We start from the raw sequence: 19,190 nt of genomic DNA on the forward strand, positions 1-19,190 counted from the left end.
CAAGCCCTTAGGTTTGACCCGCCTTTCAGGGAACCAATGTCTTGGCTTTTCGGATCACCATTGCGCTCGCAAGCTACCAGGGCGCGCGCTTTCTACGCGAACAGCTCGACAGCATTGCCGGGCAGGATCACCGCAACTGGAACTTGCTGGTCTCGGATGACGGCTCGGACGATGGCACGCGCGAGATCGCCGAGAGCTTTCTGCGCGAAGGGCATGGGACAGGGGGACGGATCATCGACGGTCCGAAAGCCGGGGCCACGCATAACTTTCTGGCGCTGGCCCAAAAGGCCGATCCCGACGGATGGCTGGCCTTCAGCGATCAGGACGATGTCTGGCTGCCTGACAAGCTCAGCCGGGCTGCGGCCTTTTTGTCCGCGCAGTCGGGACCGGCAATCTATGCCGCGCGCACCACCATTTGCGACGAAGATCTGAATGTCCTGAGCCCCGCCCCTGCCTTCATGCGGCCTCTGACCTTTCGCAATGCGCTGATCCAGGCCTGCCTGCCGGGCAATACGATCGTCGCCAATTCCGCAGCCCTGCGGCTGATGCAGGCGGCTGCGCCGGCGGCCGCAGCCGCAGATGTCATTTCGCATGACTGGTGGGCCTATCAACTGCTGTCAGGCGCGGGTGCCGCAATCCGGCGCGATACCGCGCAGGTGCTGCTCTATCGCCAGCACCCGGAGAATGTGATGGGGCGCAACGATACCGCGAAGGCAAAGGCGGCGCGGCTCGGCATGTTGACCGATGGGCGCTACGCCGATTGGCTGGCGCGCAACCAGCGGGCGCTCGAAGGCGCCGAGCATCTTTTGACCCCGGAAAACCGCATCCTTCTGCGCCGCTTTGGCAAGATGCTCACGCAGGCCGGTCCCGCCGCAATGATCGAGTTTCTTCGGATGGGGCTTTATCGCCAAAGTCGCCCGGGCACGCTGGCGGTCTGGGGCACGACGGCGCTTGGCCGCCTGCGCCCCCGTACTTCAGCCAAGCTGGGGTGATCGCCAAGCCGCGCAGCAGCTGCGCGGCCCGGAATAATCAGGCAAGCAGGCGCAGCAGATACTGGCCGTAAGCGTTTTTCGCGAAACGCGCGGCTTGCGCGCGCAGAGCATCCGCGTCGATCCAACCCTGAACGAAAGCGATCTCGTCCGGGCAGCCGGTCTGAAGTCCCTGACGCTGCTCGAGCGTGCGCACGAAATTCCCGGCATCGAGCAGGCTTGTATGGGTGCCCGTATCGAGCCAGGCATAACCGCGCCCCATCCGCTCGACCGTCAGCGCGCCCTCGTGGAGATAATCCTCGAGCAGGGTCACGATCTCGAGCTCGCCGCGCGCCGAGGGCTTGACCGAGCGCGCCCGGGTCGAGGCCGTGCCGTCGAGGAAATAAAGCCCGGTCACCGCATAATCGGACAGGGGCTTTTCCGGCTTCTCGATGATCGAGACCGCCTTGCCCTCGCCGTCAAAGGCCACGACGCCGTAGCGCTCGGGATCGACGACACGGTAGCCGAAGACCGTCCCCCCCGAGCTCCGGCCATCCGCCGCCGACAAGAGCGCGCGCAGGCCCTGCCCGAAGAAGATATTGTCGCCCAGAACCATCGCCGAGGGCGCGCCCGCAAGGAAATCCTCGGCGAGAAGATAGGCCTGCGCCAGACCGTCCGGCGAGGGCTGGATAATCCATTCCAGCCGAATGCCCCATTGGCTGCCATCGCCCAGAAGACGTTGGAACTGCGCCTGATCCTCGGGCGTGGTGATCATCGCGATTTCGCGGATGCCAGCCAGCATCAGCACCGAAATCGGGTAATAAATCATGGGCTTGTCATAGATCGGCAGCAGCTGCTTCGAGACGCCCATGGTGATCGGATAGAGCCGCGTGCCCGATCCGCCCGCGAGAATGATGCCCTTGCGCGCCGGCACATTTGCTTCGGTCATGGTTTCAGCTCCGTCAGCACTGCCGCCAGACCAGCCTGCCAGTCGGGGCGATAAATTCCAAAATCCTGCGCGATCGCGCTGCAATCCAGACGCGAATTCGCAGGCCGCTGCGCCGGGGTGGGATAATCGGCGGTCGCAATCTCGGTCACGCGGCAGGGCAGCCCGGCCTGTGTCATGATCTCGCGCGCGAAACCGGCCCAGCTCGTGTCAGCCGCACCCGAGAAATGGTAAACGCCGCCCTTCTCCGGATCGCCCTTCATGCCCACGGCCAGTGTCAGGCAAGCGGCGGCGATATCGCGCGCGGGGGTCGGGCCGCCGTGCTGATCGGCCACGACGCGCAGCTCGTCACGCTCGGCGCCGAGACGCAGCATGGTTTTCACGAAATTCGCGCCATGGGCCGAGAAGACCCAAGAGGTCCGCAGCACCGCCCATTGCCCGCCCGCAGCCGCGATCGCGCGCTCTCCGGCAAGCTTGGTTGCGCCGTAAACGCCAAGGGGGCCGGTCGCATCGGTCTCGCGCCAAGGCGCGGTGCCGCTGCCGTCAAAGACGTAATCGGTCGAGATATGGACGAAGGGAATGCCCAGCTCGGCGCAGGCTGCGGCCATCGCGCCCGGAGCCTCGCCATTGACGCGCGCGGCAAGATCCGGCTCGGATTCGGCGCGGTCGACGGCGGTATAGGCCGCGGCATTGATGACGGCATCCGCCCCCGAGGCGCGGATTGCGGCGGCGCAGGCGGCGGGATCGCTCAGATCGGCCTGATCGCGGCCGAGAAAGGTTTCTTCGGGCAAAAGCAGCGCCAATTCGCGGGCAACCTGACCGGTGCGGCCAAAGACGAGAATGCCGCTCATGCCTTGCCCAGCCTTTCGCCGACGCCCTGCCGCTCGAGCAGCGGGCGCCACCAGTCCTCATGGCTCAGATACCATTCGACGGTGCGGCGCAGACCTTCCTCGACCGTGACCGAGGGACGCCAGCCAAGCTCGGTCCGGATGCGGTCGGGGTCGATCGCATAGCGCCGGTCATGGCCGGGACGGTCGGTCACGAAGGTGATGAGCTGATCGTGGGGCGCGTGATCGGGGCGCAGACGGTCCATCTCGGCGCAGATGGTGCGCACAAGATCTATGTTCTTCGCCTCGTTCTTACCGCCGATGTTGTAGCTGCGCCCGATCTCGCCCTTTTCGACGACCAGCAGCAGCGCATCGGCATGGTCTTCGACATAGAGCCAGTCGCGGACATTGCCGCCATCGCCGTAAACCGGGATCGACTGGCCCGAAAGCGCGCGCAGGATCACCACCGGCACCAGCTTTTCGGGGAAATGGAACGGCCCGTAATTGTTCGAGCAATTGGTCAGCACGACCGGCAGGCCATAGGTTTCATGCCAGGCGCGCACGAGATGGTCCGAGGCCGCTTTCGAGGCCGAATAGGGGCTGCGCGGATCATAGGGCGTGGTTTCGGTGAACTGCCCCTCTTCGCCAAGCGAGCCGAACACCTCATCGGTCGAGATATGGTGGAAGCGGAAGCCCTCGGGTTTGCCAGCCGCCACCCAATAGGCCCGCGCGGCCTCAAGCATATTATAGGTGCCGTTGACATTGGTCTCGATAAAGGCGCCCGGCCCGTCGATCGAGCGATCGACATGGCTTTCGGCGGCCAGATGCATCACCGCATCGGGCTTGTGGCGCGCAAAGACCGCATCGAGCGCGGCGCGGTCGCGGATATCGGCCTGCTCGAAGGCATAAAGCGGGCTGTCGCTGACCGAGGCCACGTTCTCAAGATTGGCGGCATAGGTCAGCGCATCGAGATTGACGACCTCATGGCCGCGCGACACCGCCAGCCGAACCACGGCCGAGCCGATAAAACCGGCGCCGCCGGTGACGAGAAGCTTCATGCCTTGGCCTCATAAACGAAAGGGCTGTCAAAATCGGCCAGCGCCGGAGCCGCGGCATCCTTGCCCGACAGCACCGGCTCGGCGGTCAGCTGCCAGTCGATGCCGACGCTGTCCCAAGCCACGCCGCCGTCACATTCGGGCGCGTAATAATCCGTACATTTATAGCAGATTTCGGTATCCGGCGCGCGCGTGACAAAGCCGTGCAAAAAGCCCGCCGGGATCCAGAGCTGGCGCCCGTTTTCAAAGCTCAGCTCGGCGCCAAACCCCTGGCCATAGGTCGGGCTGCCCTTGCGGATATCGACCGCGACATCGAACAGCGCCCCGCGTCCGCAGCGCACGAGTTTGCCCTGCGCATGGGGCGGCGATTGGAAGTGCAGACCGCGCAACGTATTGACCGCAGTCGAAAAAGAATGGTTGTCCTGCACGAATTCCGGCAGGTGGACCCCTGCGGCTTCCAGCACGCCCCGGTTCCAGCTTTCAGAGAAAAAGCCGCGCGCATCGCCATGACGCTTGGGCGTCAGCAGCAAAACCCCTGGCAGCGTCGTCGTCTCGATTTGCATGTTCCGACAGTCCCAGCCTTGCTCAATCAACCCGCCTGCTATGGCCGAGAGACGCCGGAAAAACAAGGCTTATGCGTGTTAATCACGAAGCGCGAAAGGGTCTCGGGGGTAGCCGGTTCTTAAGCGACACCGTCCTAGCTTTGCCATGAAAACGCAGGACAAGTGCAGCGATCAAGACCGTGGATATTCGCTTCGTCATCACCTATCTGGCCCCGACCGGCGCCTTCACCCGCAACCTCACCGATCTGAAGATCGCGTCCGGGGCCGGCGGGTTCCGGCTTTATGCGGCGACGCATGTGGGCGGCGGGCTCAGTGCCTATGTCCTGACCGCGGCGGACAAGCCGATCAGCTATCTCGCGGGGCAGGCCTATGCGCCTTCGGTGCGCTATCTCGACACACCCCGGATCGAGCTTTTGTCGATCGACGGCAAACAGATCGCAAGCGCCTTGGGTCTGCAGGGTGGGCCAAGGTTCAATCTGGCAGCCGATGGTGGCTTCGGCGGGGTGTCCGGCTTCGGCGGCGCGGCCTTCGCGGCCAATCTCATTCAGGTCGGCCAATATTCAACGCCAAGCTCGGATTTCCTGTTTTCGGTCAAGAACGACCAGCTTGGCTTCGACATCTGGAAGGTCGGCGCGGCGGGCGCTTTGACCAAGACCAGCTCGGTGACCTTTCCTTTTTCCGGCGCCCCCGCGAATGCCGAGATCGACGACATCGCGCTGATGAAGGTCGGCGCGAAACAGTTCATCGCCTCGGTCTCGGCGCTTGGCAATGCCTTGCTGGTGCAGGAAATCCTTGCCGATGGCACGATCGGCATGACCCGGTTGCTCTCGTCGGAAACCGGGGTCGGGATCAATGCCCCGAGCCATATCGAAAGCGTCACCGTCGCCGGGGTGACCTATCTTATCATGGCCTCAAGCGCGAGCTCGTCGCTGACCTCGATGCGGCTGACCTCGACCGGCGACATCCTGCCCGTGGATCACATCATCGACGAGCGCAGCACCCGATTTGCGAGTGCAACCGCCATGACGACGCTGATGGTCGATGGCCGCGCCTTCGTCTTCGTCGGCGGGGCAGATGATGGCGTCTCGATCTTTACTGTGATGCCCGGCGGGCAGCTTCTGCATCTCGATACGCTGGTCGACCGCGACGGCTGGTCTTTGGCCAAGGTGTCCTCGCTTGCCGCCGAGCGGATCAATGGCCAGATCGTGCTGTTCGTCAGCTCAAAGACCGAAAACGGCATCAGCCAATTCGCGATCAACACCGGCCCCATCGGCCGGACTACGACAGTCGGCGCGGGAGTGCAGACCGGCACCTCGGGCTCGGATATGCTGAAGGCGGGCACCGGCACCACGCATCTGCGGGGCGGAGATGGCGACGATATCCTGATCTCGGGCACTGAAAACATCACGCTGACCGGCGGCAAGGGCGCGGATATCTTCGTGCTGATGCCCTTCAAGGGTCGGATCACGATTTCGGATTTCGAATATGGGATCGACCGCATCGACCTGTCCAATTTCGGCATGATCCGCTCGATCGCGCAAATCACCTTCGAGCAGCAAAGCTGGGGGATGCGGCTGAAAATCGGCACAACCACGGTCGAGGTCTATTCTCAGAACGGTCGACCGCTCGCCTCGTGGCAGTTCGGGAACTCCATGTTCCCCCATGCCCATTATCCGCCACCCTCTTTCGCCAATGTCATCCATGGCTCGTCTTGGGATGATACGCTGATGGCCAGCTCGACCGCGAACCGGATCTATGGCGGCGGTGGCAATGACATCATCTTCGGCAGCAGCGGCCCGGATTGGCTCAGCGGCGATGCTGGCAATGACACGCTTTACGGCGGCGACGGCAAGGACAGCCTTTTTGGCGGCGACGGCAATGACCTGCTCAAGGGCGGCGGCGGCGCGGATGAGCTTTATGGCGGGGCCGGCAATGACACGCTTTTCGGCGGCGAGGGCGATGACACTCTGCGCGGCGATGATGGCCATGACGTGCTTTACGGCGATGAGGGCAATGACCAGCTTTTCGGCGGCGCGGGCAATGACACGCTTTACGGGGGGCCCGGCAATGATCTGCTGGAAGGCGGCAGCGGCGACGACCAGCTGTTCGGCGGCGACGGCGACGACACTCTGCGCGCGATTTCAGGCGCGAATTATCTGCATGGCGGCGCAGGCCGCGACCAGCTTTTCGCGGGCACCGGCCGCGACACGCTTTACGGCGGCGATGGTGACGACACATTACGTGCCACGACCGGGCGGCATCTCTTTTACGGCGGAGCCGGGCGCGACCAGCTGTTCGGCGGCAACGGCAATGACACGCTTTATGGCGGCGATGACGACGACACGCTGCTCGGCGGCGCGGGCGATGACGTGCTCTATGGCGACAATGGCCGCGATTATCTGGCGGGCGAAGCGGGCAATGACCTCATCTACGGCGGCGCGGGTGATGATCGCATTGATGGCGGTGACGGCAACGACACCCTGTACGGCGGCGACGGCCAGGACCGGATCGACGGCGGCGCCGATGATGACCTGATCTATGGCGGGGCTGGCCATGACACGATCTATGGCGGCGCGGGCAATGACACGGTTTACGGCGATGACGGCAATGACCTGCTCTATGGCGGCGACGGTGACGATCAGCTGTTCGGCGGAACCGGAAATGACACGATCCTCGGTGGGCGCGGCAATGACCGGATCTACGGCGGCGCGGGCAATGATGTGATCTGGGGCGAAGCCGGGCATGATCTGCTCTATGGCGGCGACGGCAATGACACGATCTATGGCGGGCGCGGCAATGACACGATCTATGGCGACGGCAACAACGATGTCCTCTACGGCGAGCTGGGCAATGACGTGCTTTACGGCGGGCGCGGCGCTGATCTGATCTATGGCGGCGCAGGCAATGACACGCTTTACGGCGGCGCGGGGTTCGACACGCTTTACGGCGGCAACGGCAATGACGTGATCCGCACCGGGCCCGGCAGCAGCAAGCTTTACGGCGGGAATGGCAATGACCTGCTTTATGGCGGAAATGCCAACGATCTGCTCGAGGGCGGGCGGGGCAATGACACGCTTTACGGGGGCCGCGGCCACGACCGCCTGAATGGAGGCCCCGGGCGCGACCGTCTTTTTGGCGGCGCGGGCGACGATACGCTGATCGGTGGGCCGGGGTCGGACACGATGACCGGCGGGCCGGGACGCGATGTCTTCGTCTTCAACCGGAAGGCCGATTTCGACCGCGCCGTCGATGTGATCACCGATTTCACCCACGGGCAGGATCACATCGACATGCGCGGGATGAATCTGAGCTTCGTCGGCACGCAGGGCTTTTCAAGCCATCACCAGATCCGGGCCGAGATCTCGGCGGGCATGGTCACGCTTTACATCGACCTCGATGGCGACAGCCGCCCCGATCTGACGATCCGGCTTGAAGGCCTGTCGCAGATCTTTGCCTCGGATTTCTGGCTCTAGTTTTCCATGAGCGTGCGGTAGTTGCGCAGCAGCAACAGCAGCCCGAAGAACAGCAGCGTGATCGAGACCCCGGCGACATAGGTCTTCGAGATATAGGCGCCCTCATAGGTCGGATAGAGCCCGCGCCGGAACAGCCCGATGCAATGGATGATCGGGTTGTACCACAGGATGTCGCGACCGGCCTGCGGCATCATCTCCATGGTGAAGAAGATGCCCGAGACCAGAAACAGCGGCCGGGTGATGATGTTCCAGGCCCGTTCCCAGATCGGGAAGGCGGTGATCAGGTAACAATTCAGTGTTCCGACCCCGAAAGCCAGCATCACCAGCAGCAAAAGCGATTCGAGCACCGGCCCAAGCCGGACCTGCACCGGCAATTGGAAGATCACGAAGATCCCGCAGATCACAATCAGGATAACCGTGCAGTGGGTCAGCGCGTTCAGAATCGCGCGCGCCAACATGGCATCCATGAAGGTCACGCTGGGATAGGCCATGAAGGGCTTGGAAAACCGGATCGAGGCCGCGATCTTGTTGCTCATGTCGTTGAACATGACAAAGGGCAGGAAGCCCGAGGCATAAAACAGCGGAAAGTTCGAACCAAGGCCCGGATTTTTCACGGAAAGTCCGAAGATCGTCGACAGAAGCGCAATGCCCAGAACCGGCTCGACCAACGCCCAGAGATAGCCGCCCGCAGACCGGCCATGGGTGGTCGTCATCTCTCGCAGCATCAGAGCTGAGATAATCCGAAGCATCTGGAAGCGCGGGCGGGGCGTGCGATGCGACCGGATAAAGGGCCGCTGCGGTTCCCCTTCGGGATGGGTCATTTCGGTCATGTGAACGCAAAGGCTGGTCTTGGCTATCTGCAATATGTAACAACTGCGCGGAAAAGGTAAACCAGCGAAAGCCTCCGCGCAGTGTCCCAGAATTCAGATCCGGCCAAACCGCAGGGCGTAGCTCCGGCCGGCACGCCAGAATCGGCACAAGTGAGACCGCAGCCGACCTCTGACCTCTCTGCCGCCGCGGCGGCAGCGCCCCAATCTGCCGCTCCGATCGATCCGACTGTCGCCCAGGCCCGTGCCGCTCAGGCCGCCGCCGCCGCGCGTCAAAGCGCCGAGCAGGCCGCCGCTAGCCCTGCCCCGGCACAGGCCCCGCGCCCCGCAGCGGCGCAGGCGCGCACGGCAGCGGTCGGTCAGCCACAGGCCGCAGGCCCCTTCCGCGCCCAGCCCGTGCCTGCCCAGCCCGCTCCCGCGCAATCTGTTCCCGCCAAGCAACCCGCCGCGGCCCCGGTTCCGGCCCGCGCCGCCGCCACGGCTGTCGCCGCCCCGGCGCCCGCGGCTGTTGCCCGCAAGGTCGCGCCGCCGCCCGGTCAGCCTCTGCGCCGCCCGGTCAGCTCGGCCCGGCCACGCTCGCGTCATTGGCTGCTTTTGCTGACCTTTCTGATCATCGTCGTCCTGCCCACGCTGGTTTCGGCCTGGTATCTGTGGACGCGGGCGACCGATCAATATGTCTCGACCGTCGGCTTTTCCGTCCGGCGCGAGGATTCGCAGCCCTCTGGCGCCGATCTTCTGGGCGGGCTTGTCGCGCTTGGCGGCACCGCCGGTGCCTCGGATACCGATATTCTCTATCAGTTCATCCGCAGCCCCGACATGGTCGAGACCGTGGACAAGCAGCTCGATCTGCGCCGCATGTTCTCGGAGCCTTGGCCGCATGATTTCGTCTTCGGCTACGATCCCAAGGGCACGATCGAGGATCTGACGACGTTCTGGCAGCGTCAGGTTCAGGTCTATTACGACAATTCGACGGGCCTGATCACGCTGAATGTCAGCGCCTTCCAGCCTGCGGATTCGCAAAAGATCGCCGAGGCGATTCTGGCCGCCGCGACGATCAAGATCAACGATCTCTCCTCGGTGGCGCGCTCGGATGCGATGAAGCTTGCGACCGAAGAGCTGGAAAAGACCCGGATCGCCCTGACCACGGCGCGTCAGGACATAACCGCCTTCCGCATCCGCACCCAGATCGTCGATCCGCAGGCCGATCTCGCCGGGCAGATGGGCGTGCTGACCGGGCTTCAGTCGAAGCTCGCCGAGCAACTGATCGCCCATGACATGCTGTCGGAAAACGCCAAGCCGACCGACAACCGCGTCATCCAATCGCAGCAAAAGATCGACGCATTGCGCGGTCTGATCGAGAAAGAGCGCAACAAGTTCAGCCAGACCGGACAGGGTCCGGATGGCGAAAGCTATGCGCAGCTGATGGCCGATTATGAAAAGCTTTCGGTCGATCGCGAATTTGCCGAGGGCGCCTATCGTTCGGCGCGGATCAACTATGAGGCGTCTCTGGCCGAGGCACAGCGCCAGTCGCGCTATCTCGCCACCCATATCACGCCGCGCGTCGCCGAATCCTCGACCGAGCCGAACCGGCTGCGCCTGCTGGCGCTTTGTGCCGGGGTGCTGTTGATCGGCTGGTCGATCCTCGCGCTGGTCTATTACAGCGTCCGCGACCGCAAATAAGCCATGATCCGGCTCGAGAACCTGACCAAGATCTACCGGCAGAAAGGCCGCCAGCATATTGTCGCGGACAATATCAACGCGGTCTTTCCGACCGGCTCGGCCGTCGCCCTGATGGGGCGCAACGGGGCCGGGAAATCGACGCTGCTGCGCATCATTGCGGGCAGCATCGGCCCGACCTGGGGCCGGGTGGTGTCCTCGGGGACGATTTCCTGGCCGGTGGGCTTTGCCGGCAGCTTTCACCCCGACCTGACCGGCGCGCAGAATGTCCGCTTCGTCGCCCGGATTTACGGTGTCGATACCGACGAGCTGGTTGATTACGTCGCCGATTTCGCCGAGCTCGGCGCGCATTTCGACCAGCCCTTCGGGACCTATTCCTCGGGGATGCGCTCGCGCCTTGCGATGGGCACCAGCATGGGCATCAAATTCGACACCTATCTCGTCGATGAGGTCACGAGCGTCGGCGATGCCGAGTTCCGCGCCAAATCCCAGCGCGTTTTCGCCGATCGGATGAGCCAATCCGGCGCCATCGTCGTCACCCATTCGGTGAATATGGTGCGCGCGATGTGCACCATGGGCGCCGTGCTCAACCGCGGTCATCTCTCGGTCTTCAACGACCTTGAGGAAGCCATCGCCTATCACGAATCGCTGCTGAACCTGCCGCCGCCAGGCAGCTATGTCGAAGAGGAAGGGCTCTACGACGAATAGGCGCCGCGCCGCGCATTCCTGCCGCCCGCCTGTCGCGCCTTAGACCTAAGGATGGAGATGACGCCCGCCGGGGTGCAGGCTAAAGTCTGGGAAACCGACAGGAGCCCCCATGGACAGCAAAGCCCTCATCACCGCCTATTATGACGCCTTCAACGCCGGGCGCACCGACGACATGCTGGCGATGATGCATGATGACGTTGAACATCACGTTAACGAGGGTGGCATTCGCAAAGGCAAAGAGCTGTTCCGCGAATTCAACAAGCACATGACCACCAGCTACAAAGAGCTACTCACCGATATCGTGGTCTTCGCCAATGAGGCGGGTGATCGCGCGGCCGCCGAATTCGTGGTGAACGGGACCTATCTCAAGACCGACGAGGGCCTGCCGCCCGCCACCTGCCAGACCTATCGCCTGCCCGCCGGGACTTTCTTCACCCTGCGCGACGGCAAGATCGCGCGCGTGACCACCTATTACAACCTCGCCGACTGGACCCAACAGGTCGTCGGATGATCGAGACGCGCATCCTCACCGGGGATGCCGTCGGCGCCGCGCTGGACGATCTGGCGCGGCTCCGCATCGCGGTGTTCCGGCATTGGCCCTATCTCTACGACGGCGATCTCGACTACGAGCGTGATTACCTCAAGGTCTATCAATCGCCCGGCGCGGTCGTGGTCGCGGCCTATGACGGGGACCGCATGATCGGCGCCTCGACCGGCGCCCCGATGGAGGATCACGCCAGCGATTTCGCCGCCGCCTTCGCCCATCGCCCCGAACAGCTCGACGAGATCTTCTATTGCGCGGAATCGGTGCTTTTGCCCGAATATCGCGGCCATGGTCTGGGTCATGCGTTCTTCGACGGGCGCGAGGCGCAGGGCCGCGCGCTCGGGCGGAAATATTCGGCCTTCTGCAGCGTCAAGCGCCCCGCGGACCATCCGGACCGCCCCGCCGATTACCGCCCGCTCGACGGCTTTTGGCAAAAGCGCGGCTATGCTCCCCTGCCCGGCGTCGTCGCAGAATTCGAGTGGAAAGACATCGGCGATGATCACGCCACGAAAAAGCCCCTGCAATTCTGGATGAGAGCCCTGTGAGACCGGTCAAAATCGCCACCGCCGCCTATGATTTCGACTGGTTCGAAAGCTTCGCCGATTACGAGGCCAAGATCACCCGCTGGGTCGAAGCGGCAGCGGATAGCGATTTGCTGGTCTTTCCGGAATATGGCGCGATGGAGCTTGCCTCGCTTGGCGGACGCGAGGTCGCCGCCGATCTCGAGCAATCGCTGCACGAAGTCGCGCGCCACGAAAAAGCCCGTGATCGCCTGCATGCCGACCTCGCAGCGCGCCACAATCTGCATGTCCTCGCAGCCTCAGGGCCGGTCTTCGAGAAAGGCCGCCCCTTCAACCGCGCGGTCCTGTTCGGACCCAATGGTCGGATCGGCCATCAGGACAAACAGATCATGACCCGCTTCGAGCGCGAAGATTGGGACGTGATCGGCAATGCCGGTCTCAGGATCTTCGATACCGCCATCGGTAAACTCGGCATCCTGATCTGCTACGACAGCGAATTCCCGCTGCTCGGCCGAGTGCTGGCCGAAGCCGGAGCCGAGATCATCCTCGTGCCCTCCTGCACCGACACGATCGCAGGCTTTAACCGCGTCAAGATCGGCGCCATGGCCCGCGCGCTTGAGGGTCAATCCGTCATCGTGCAATCGCCAACCGTGGGCGACGTCGACTGGTGCCCGGCCATCGACGAAAACCGCGGCATCGCCGCAATCTACGCCCCCGCCGACGGGCTCTGGCCCGAGACCGGCATTGTCGCTGAAGGCACGCTCGACCAACCCGGCTGGGTCCGCGCCGAAATCGACCTCGACCGCGTTACCGAAAGTCGTCGTGATGGCCGCGTCCTACCCTTCAAACACTGGCCCGAAAGCGCCGAGAGCAAATTGCTCTGACGCCCCGCCCGCGACCTGATTTCTTCATCATAAAAATACCCCCAGCGGCAGTGCCAAAAGGGGGGTATTTTCATGATGAAGAAAGAGGCAGCCGCTTGCGACGGATGCCGGGGTCAGTTCGTGGCGGGCTCGGCCGGGACGGTGGCTTCCGGGGTGGGGGCAGGCGCCTCATCCGCCGGGGCCTCGCTGCCGTCGGCGGGCTTGGCCAAGCGGTTGTCGTTCCATTCTCCGGCGGCAATCTGGCCGGTGGCGTAGCGCATCACCCCGTCACCCTGGCGTTTTCCGGCAACGAAATGGCCGGTATAAGTATCGCCATTGGCATAGGTCGCGAGGCCCTCGCCGTCGATCTCGCCCGCTTTCCAGCCGCCTTCGTAGCGGAAGCCGTCTGGCGTGATCAGACGGCCCTTGCCCTCGCGCAGCCCCGCCACGAAATGGCCGTCATAGGTCGTGCCGTCGGGATAGGTCGCCTGGCCTTCGCCGTGGCGTTGCCCTTCGCGCCAGGCGCCGTTGTAGACATAGCCGTCGGGGTAGACCATGCGGCCTTGTCCATCGTTGCGGGCATTCTTGAAGCCGCCCTCATAGACGAGGCCATTGGCATATTTCGCCACGCCCTGCCCTTCGATCACGCCCTCGGCCCAATCGCCTTCATAGGTCGCGCCATCGGGATAGGTGATCTTGCCCTTGCCGTCGGGCAGGTCATTCTTGAGCTGGCCCTCGTAATTCGAGCCATCGGGATAGGTGATGCGGCCGGTGCCCTCCATCCGGCCCTGCACCCAGGCACCGTCATAGATATAGCCGTCTGTCCCGGTGAAGACGCCGTCGCCGTCGCGTTTGTCGGCGCGGAACATGCCCTCGTAACGGTCGCCGTTCTTGTAGACCGCGACGCCGATGCCCTCGCGTTTGCCGTTCACCATGCGGCCGTCATAGCTGTCGCCCGAGGCCTGGACGAGCTTGCCCTCGCCGCTCATCTGCCCGGCCGCCCAGCCGCCGGTATAGGTCAGCCCGTCCGGCATGGTCAGCTTGCCACGCCCCGCGCGCTGGTTCGCGAGCATGTCGCCCTCATAGACCGCGCCATCGGGATAGGTGATCTTGCCCTTGCCCTCTTTGACGCCGTTCTTCCAATCGCCCTCGTAGCGATAGCCATTGGGCTGGGTCAGCAGGCCCTTGCCATTGTGGAGCGCATTGAGAAAGCCGCCCTTATAGACCGAGCCATTGGCGTAATGGGCGACGCCCTCACCGGTGATCTCGCCGTCTTTCCAGTCGCCCTCATAGGTCCCGCCATCGGCATAGGTGATCTTGCCCTTGCCGTCGGGTTTGCCCTTGGCAAAGCTGCCCTCATAGACCGAGCCATTCGGGAAGGTCGCCTTGCCTTGCCCGAGGATCTCGCCCTCGACCCAATCGCCGGTATAGGCATAGCCATTGGGCAGCTTATAGGTGCCCCGCCCGTGCTGGCGGCCATTGCGGAAGGTGCCTTCATAGACGCCACCGTCATCATATTGCTTGGTGATGACGGTCTCCGCCCCTGCAAGGCTCACGCCTGCCAAGAGAATTGCCGCTGCGGCAATCACTGCCTTCATCGCCCTGACTCCGGTTTGCCTGTGTTTTACGCTCGTTTTACCTAGGCTTTACCTCAAGCAGCCCCGGGCGCAAAGGCCGACTTTTCCTTTTGCGCGCGCTCGCCTATCAACAGAGGCGACAGGACAGGAGAGCGCGATGGCCGATCGTTTCCGCATCACTCTGGGGCAGCTCAATCCAACAGTGGGCGACCTTGCCGGCAATGCACGCAAAGCGCGTGAAGCTTGGGCGCTGGCGAAGGAGGCGGGGGCCGATCTGCTGGCTCTGCCCGAGATGTTCATCACCGGTTACCAGACCCAGGATCTGGTGCTGAAAGTGGCCTTCAGCGAGGATGCGATGGCCACGATCGAGGCTTTGGCGCGCGATTGCGCGGATGGGCCTGCAATCGGAATCGGTGGGCCGTTTCTGGAAAACGAGAAGCTTTACAACGCTTTCTGGATTTTGGAAGGTGGCAAGGTCGTCGCGCGGGTGCTCAAGCACGACCTGCCGCACAAGCAGCTGTTCGATGAATTGCGGCTCTTCGATCAGGGGCCGATTTCGGGGCCCTACCGCATCGGGCCCTTGCGCATTGGCAGCCCGATCTGTGAGGATAGCTGGTGGCCCGAGGTTTCCGAGACTTTGGCCGAGACCGGCGCCGAGATCCTGCTGATCCCGAACGGCAGCCCCTATCACCGCAATAAGCTCGATCTGCGGATGACGCATATCGTCTCACGCGTGGTCGAGACCGGATTGCCCGCGGTCTATCTCAATTCGGTCGGCGGGCAGGACGACCAGCTTTATGACGGCGCGAGCTTCGTCTTGAACCCCGGCGCGGGCGGTGGCGTGGAGAAGGTGATGCAGCTTGCGCCCTTCGACGAGATCATCGCCCATGTCGATTTCATCCGCACCGAGGAGGGCTGGCGCGCCGAGCGAAACCGCATGGACCACCAGCCCGACGAATGGGAGCAGGATTACCGCGCCATGACCGAGGGTCTGCGCGATTACATGCGGAAATCCGGCTTCAAGACCGCGCTTCTGGGCATGTCGGGCGGCATTGATTCGGCGCTGGTCGCGACGATTGCCGCCGATGCGATCGGGCCCGAGAATGTCCGTTGCATCATGCTGCCGAGCGAATATACCTCGCCCGAGAGCCTCGAGGATGCCGCCGATTGCGCGACGCGTCTGGGTATCCAGATCGACACGGTCAAGATCGACGGCGCGCGCGGCGCGGTCGATCAGGCGCTTGCCCATCTGATGGAGGGCACCACGCCCGATCTGACCGAGGAAAACATCCAATCCCGCCTGCGCGGCGTGATGCTGATGGCGATTTCCAACAAATTCGGCGGGCTTTTGCTGACCACCGGCAACAAATCCGAGGTCGCGGTCGGTTATTGCACGATCTATGGCGATATGGCGGGCGGCTATAATCCGATCAAGGATCTCTACAAGACCCGCGTTTTCGAGACCTGCCGCTGGCGCAATCGCCATCACCGCGACTGGATGCTGGGCAACTCCGGCGAGGTCATTCCGCAGCGTATCATCACCAAGCCCCCGTCAGCCGAGCTGCGCCCCGATCAGAAGGATCAGGACAGCCTGCCGCCCTATGAGGTGCTGGACGCGATCCTGGACGGGCTGGTCGAGAAGGACATGTCGGTGCGCGAACTGGTCGCCATGGGCCATGAGGCCGAGGTGGTGCTGAAGGTGCAAAGCCTGCTCTATGGCAGCGAGTGGAAGCGCTATCAGGCCGCGCCGGGGCCGCGGATTTCGCCCAAGGCCTTCTGGCTCGACCGACGCTACCCACTGGTCAATCGCTGGCGCGACAAGGCCTGAACCGCTTTAAATACCGATAAATCTGCCAACCCACCCTCCTTTGTAGGGCGGGTTTTTATTTTAATTCAATGCAGTCCATTAACTTTCATTAAATCACTATATGTCTGCATTAATGCAAAAAAGACTTGAAATCTAACTAAACGACACTGTCCAATCAGACAACTTTAAATAAAGTTTCGAGAGTATTAATTCTCCTTTAACGCCAAGACGAAGCGCTGAATGTTCTCTGAAAGCTGCCCCCGTCAACCGCGTCTTTTTGTGAATACGATCCTCTGGAGAGACCAGAGGCTGTTTTTAGCGTTTGCCCTTCCTGTTTGTGGGGCGTGTCGAACGAGTAGGTTATTTATGCCAACCGATACTGTTATCCGCGCCATTTACCTCGGAACCCACGCAGATCTGGATTCCGATCCTTCGACCCCTGGCGCGGATCAGGCATCATCGTTGCTCAACATGACTTTCGGAAGTGTTGAGAATCCGATGTCGAACGACCTGTTTGATCTGACGTTGCATGATGGCGACGACAACGGTCGGCTCGATTTCGAAGATCCCGAAGGCCAGCGTTCCCCGGATTATGCCGTGTTTGGGGACGCCCAGCACTACCTGCTGACCGGCGTGGTCTATCGCGCAACCGTGACCTATCCTGACGGCACGACGGCAACTGACGTGCCCGTCCGGATCTTCCAATCGATCTATACCGGCCATCTGGTTCTTGTGCCCCCGGGCGCGGATGCCAGTGCCGAAGAAATTGCGGCTTTGACGCAAAAGCCGATCCAGTCGATTACGCTGACCAGCATTATCGACGACAACCTCTCTTATATGGATGTCGGCGGCTATCAAAAGCCGGGCGCGCCGCATTTTATCTGCTTTTGCCGCGGGACCTTGATCCGCACCGCGCGCGGCGAAATCGCGGTCGAAAATCTGCGTCCCGGCGACATGATCCTGACCGCGGATCGCGGCTATCAGCCTTTGCGCTGGATCGGCTCGAAAGCCTTGTCGGCCGAGCTGCTGTCGGTGTTTCCGACATTGCGCCCGGTGCGGATCGCGGCCGGTGCTCTGGGGCAAAACCTGCCCGCGCGCGATCTTTATGTCTCGCGCCAACACCGGGTGCTGATCTCGTCGAAAATTGCCGGGCGGCTCTTTGGCGAGACCGAGATTCTGGTCGCCGCGAAATCTCTGACCGAGCTTGACGGGATCGACCTGATCGAGCCCACGGATGGGGTCGAATATTTCCATCTGCTGTTCGATCAGCACGAGGTCATTTTCTCGGAAGGCGCCCGCACGGAATCGCTCTATACTGGCGACGAGGCCCTCAAAGCCGTCGATCCCGCCGCCCGGGCCGAGATCATCGCGCTCTTCCCCGAGCTGATCGAGGCGCGTCGCACCAGCGCGCCCGTGCGCCCGATCATCACCGGCAAGGCGCTGCGCAGCCTGACCCGTCGCCATCGCGAAAAGAGCCGCGCGTTGCAGGCCTGACGCCCCCGGCCCCCTCTCGGGACCGACGACCCGCTCAGACCTCGACCTTGATCCGCTTCTGCGCGCCGACGCCGAAGACCTGTTTGTAATGCTCGATCAGCTCTTTCGGCCCGGTCGCTTTCTCGGGGTTGTCCGAGAGCTTCACCGTCGGCACGCCATTGGCCGCCACCGCCTTGCAGACCAGCGAGAACGGCGCCAGTCCGTCGCCCGGCACCAGCCCACGGAAGTCATTCGTAAGCAGCGTGCCCCAGCCGAAACTGACCTTCACCCGTCCCGAAAAGCGCGCGAACAGATCCTTCATCTGCGGCACATCCAGCCCGTCCGAAAAGATGATCAGCTTCTCACGCGGATCCTCGCCCCGGCTTTTCCACCAGCGGATCGCGGTTTCGGCGCCCTCGACGGGATCGCCTGAATCGATGCGCACCCCGGTCCAGCCTGCGAGCCAATCGGGTGCATGTTCCAGAAAATGCTGGGTGCCGTAGGTGTCGGGCAGGATCATGCGCAACATGCCGTCATGCTCTTCGTGCCAATCGGCGAGCACGCGGTAAGGCGCCTCGGCAAGCTCGGCGTCGTTTTTCGCCAAGGCGGCATAGACCATCGGCAGCTCATGGGCATTGGTGCCGATCGCCTCGATGTCGCGGCGCATGGCGATGAGGCAATTCGAGGTCCCGACAAAGCGCTCGGTCCCCAAGCCCTCGATCATCGCCTGCACGCACCAGTCTTGCCACAGAAAGCTGTGCCGCCGCCGCGTGCCGAAATCGGCGATGCGGAGATCGGGGCCAAGCCCGCGCAGCTCTTCGATCTTTTCCCAAAGCCGGGTCATCGCGCGGGCATAGAGCACCTGTAGCTCGAACCGGCCCATATCCTTCAGCACCGCCCGCGAGCGCAGCTCCATGATGATCGCGAGCGCCGGGATTTCCCACAGCATGACCTCGGGCCATTTGCCCTCGAAGGTCAGCTCATATTGCCCGTCGCGTTTTTCGAGATGATAGGCGGGCAGCCGCAGATTCTCGAGGAAGGTCATGAAATCCGAGCGGAACATCTGGCGCTTGCCATAGAAGGTATTGCCGCGCAGCCAGGTGCTTTCGCCCCGCGTCAGCGACAGGCCCCGCACATAATCGAGCTGTTCGCGCAGCTCGCTTTCGTCGATGATCTCGGCCAGCCGGATCGAGCTTGAGCGGTTGATGATCTGGAAGGTGACATTGGTGTCGGGCCGGTTGCGAAACACCGACTGGCACATCAGCAGCTTGTAGAAATCCATGTCGATCAGCGACCGCACGATCGGATCGATCTTCCATTTGTGGTTATAAACGCGGGTCGCGATGTCGATATTCGGGATC

General features: G+C 62.9%; 16 protein-coding genes. 9 read left to right on the forward strand and 7 right to left on the reverse strand.

Going from position 1 to position 19,190, the window contains the following annotated elements; genetic code table 11:
* Positions 1–41 precede the first annotated feature (41 nt).
* Complete coding sequence (locus tag JCM7686_RS15675; protein ID WP_020951770.1) at positions 42–992, forward strand: glycosyltransferase; 951 nt, start codon at positions 42–44, stop codon at positions 990–992.
* Between the two features lie 37 nt (positions 993–1,029).
* On the opposite strand, the gene rfbA is transcribed toward JCM7686_RS15675, so the two are convergent.
* From rfbA to rfbC, 4 genes are read right to left on the reverse strand one after another with little or no spacing between them, the layout of a single operon-like run.
* Positions 1,030–1,917 carry a glucose-1-phosphate thymidylyltransferase RfbA gene (rfbA, locus tag JCM7686_RS15680; RefSeq protein ID WP_020951771.1) on the reverse strand — a complete coding sequence of 296 codons (888 nt, stop codon included), beginning with the start codon at positions 1,915–1,917 and terminating at the stop codon, positions 1,030–1,032.
* Positions 1,914–2,765 (reverse strand): dTDP-4-dehydrorhamnose reductase, encoded by an 852-nt coding sequence (gene rfbD / locus JCM7686_RS15685; RefSeq protein ID WP_041527415.1) that lies wholly within the window; start codon positions 2,763–2,765, stop codon positions 1,914–1,916. The genes rfbA and rfbD overlap by 4 nt, the downstream gene beginning before the upstream one ends.
* Positions 2,762–3,799: a dTDP-glucose 4,6-dehydratase gene (gene rfbB / locus JCM7686_RS15690; protein ID WP_020951773.1), complete on the reverse strand. Its 1,038-nt coding sequence runs from the start codon at positions 3,797–3,799 to the stop codon at positions 2,762–2,764. Before rfbB ends, rfbD begins: the two co-directional genes overlap by 4 nt.
* Complete coding sequence (rfbC, locus tag JCM7686_RS15695; RefSeq protein WP_020951774.1) at positions 3,796–4,359, reverse strand: dTDP-4-dehydrorhamnose 3,5-epimerase; 564 nt, start codon at positions 4,357–4,359, stop codon at positions 3,796–3,798. The genes rfbB and rfbC overlap by 4 nt, the downstream gene beginning before the upstream one ends.
* A 179-nt stretch (positions 4,360–4,538) precedes the next feature.
* Between rfbC and JCM7686_RS15700 the strand changes: the two genes are divergently transcribed.
* On the forward strand, positions 4,539–7,832 hold the full coding sequence (locus tag JCM7686_RS15700) for a calcium-binding protein (RefSeq protein WP_020951775.1): 3,294 nt from the start codon (positions 4,539–4,541) through the stop codon (positions 7,830–7,832).
* Here the strand turns inward: JCM7686_RS15700 and JCM7686_RS15705 are convergent.
* A complete protein-coding gene (locus JCM7686_RS15705; RefSeq protein WP_051201669.1) occupies positions 7,829–8,581 on the reverse strand; it encodes an ABC transporter permease in 753 nt (250 codons plus the stop codon). The genes JCM7686_RS15700 and JCM7686_RS15705 overlap by 4 nt on opposite strands.
* A 231-nt stretch (positions 8,582–8,812) precedes the next feature.
* On the opposite strand from JCM7686_RS15705, the gene JCM7686_RS15710 reads away from it, so the two are divergent.
* From JCM7686_RS15710 to JCM7686_RS15730, 5 genes are all read left to right on the forward strand, one after another.
* Positions 8,813–10,339 (forward strand): capsule biosynthesis protein, encoded by a 1,527-nt coding sequence (locus tag JCM7686_RS15710; protein ID WP_236635846.1) that lies wholly within the window; start codon positions 8,813–8,815, stop codon positions 10,337–10,339.
* 3 nt (positions 10,340–10,342) lie between these two features.
* Complete coding sequence (locus tag JCM7686_RS15715) at positions 10,343–11,044, forward strand: ABC transporter ATP-binding protein (protein WP_020951778.1); 702 nt, start codon at positions 10,343–10,345, stop codon at positions 11,042–11,044.
* A 109-nt stretch (positions 11,045–11,153) separates the two neighbouring features.
* Positions 11,154–11,555, forward strand: coding sequence for a ketosteroid isomerase-related protein (locus JCM7686_RS15720; RefSeq protein ID WP_020951779.1), 402 nt, complete (start codon positions 11,154–11,156; stop codon positions 11,553–11,555).
* On the forward strand, positions 11,552–12,133 hold the full coding sequence (locus JCM7686_RS15725) for a hypothetical protein (RefSeq protein ID WP_020951780.1): 582 nt from the start codon (positions 11,552–11,554) through the stop codon (positions 12,131–12,133). The genes JCM7686_RS15720 and JCM7686_RS15725 overlap by 4 nt, the downstream gene beginning before the upstream one ends.
* Positions 12,130–12,993, forward strand: a complete 864-nt coding sequence (locus JCM7686_RS15730; protein ID WP_020951781.1) for a carbon-nitrogen hydrolase family protein — start codon at positions 12,130–12,132, stop codon at positions 12,991–12,993. Before JCM7686_RS15725 ends, JCM7686_RS15730 begins: the two co-directional genes overlap by 4 nt.
* Before the next feature lie 113 nt (positions 12,994–13,106).
* Here the strand turns inward: JCM7686_RS15730 and JCM7686_RS15735 are convergent, their stop codons facing one another.
* Positions 13,107–14,570 carry an MORN repeat-containing protein gene (locus JCM7686_RS15735; RefSeq protein WP_020951782.1) on the reverse strand — a complete coding sequence of 488 codons (1,464 nt, stop codon included), beginning with the start codon at positions 14,568–14,570 and terminating at the stop codon, positions 13,107–13,109.
* 136 nt (positions 14,571–14,706) lie between these two features.
* Between JCM7686_RS15735 and JCM7686_RS15740 the strand changes: the two genes are divergently transcribed.
* A complete protein-coding gene (locus JCM7686_RS15740) occupies positions 14,707–16,377 on the forward strand; it encodes an NAD+ synthase (protein ID WP_020951783.1) in 1,671 nt (556 codons plus the stop codon).
* 477 nt (positions 16,378–16,854) lie between these two features.
* The gene (locus tag JCM7686_RS15745; RefSeq protein ID WP_236635847.1) at positions 16,855–17,850 is read left to right on the forward strand and encodes a Hint domain-containing protein; all 996 of its coding nucleotides are present in this window, start codon (positions 16,855–16,857) and stop codon (positions 17,848–17,850) included.
* Between the two features lie 34 nt (positions 17,851–17,884).
* On the opposite strand, the gene pncB is transcribed toward JCM7686_RS15745, so the two are convergent.
* Positions 17,885–19,180: a nicotinate phosphoribosyltransferase gene (gene pncB / locus JCM7686_RS15750; protein ID WP_041528016.1), complete on the reverse strand. Its 1,296-nt coding sequence runs from the start codon at positions 19,178–19,180 to the stop codon at positions 17,885–17,887.
* Positions 19,181–19,190 lie beyond the last annotated feature (10 nt).

Source organism: Paracoccus aminophilus JCM 7686 (genome assembly GCF_000444995.1).
GTDB classification, from domain to species: Bacteria; Pseudomonadota; Alphaproteobacteria; order Rhodobacterales; family Rhodobacteraceae; genus Paracoccus; species Paracoccus aminophilus.

Coding starts and splice junctions, on each gene's coding strand:
- rfbA (WP_020951771.1), bottom strand. CDS start 1,917: ATGACCGAAGCAAATGTGCCGGCGCGCAAGGGCATCATTCTCGCGGGC.
- rfbD (WP_041527415.1), bottom strand. CDS start 2,765: ATGAGCGGCATTCTCGTCTTTGGCCGCACCGGTCAGGTTGCCCGCGAA.
- rfbB (WP_020951773.1), bottom strand. CDS start 3,799: ATGAAGCTTCTCGTCACCGGCGGCGCCGGTTTTATCGGCTCGGCCGTG.
- rfbC (WP_020951774.1), bottom strand. CDS start 4,359: ATGCAAATCGAGACGACGACGCTGCCAGGGGTTTTGCTGCTGACGCCC.
- JCM7686_RS15705 (WP_051201669.1), bottom strand. CDS start 8,581: ATGCTTCGGATTATCTCAGCTCTGATGCTGCGAGAGATGACGACCACC.
- JCM7686_RS15715 (WP_020951778.1), top strand. CDS start 10,343: ATGATCCGGCTCGAGAACCTGACCAAGATCTACCGGCAGAAAGGCCGC.
- JCM7686_RS15720 (WP_020951779.1), top strand. CDS start 11,154: ATGGACAGCAAAGCCCTCATCACCGCCTATTATGACGCCTTCAACGCC.
- JCM7686_RS15725 (WP_020951780.1), top strand. CDS start 11,552: ATGATCGAGACGCGCATCCTCACCGGGGATGCCGTCGGCGCCGCGCTG.
- JCM7686_RS15735 (WP_020951782.1), bottom strand. CDS start 14,570: ATGAAGGCAGTGATTGCCGCAGCGGCAATTCTCTTGGCAGGCGTGAGC.
- JCM7686_RS15740 (WP_020951783.1), top strand. CDS start 14,707: ATGGCCGATCGTTTCCGCATCACTCTGGGGCAGCTCAATCCAACAGTG.
- JCM7686_RS15745 (WP_236635847.1), top strand. CDS start 16,855: ATGTCGAACGACCTGTTTGATCTGACGTTGCATGATGGCGACGACAAC.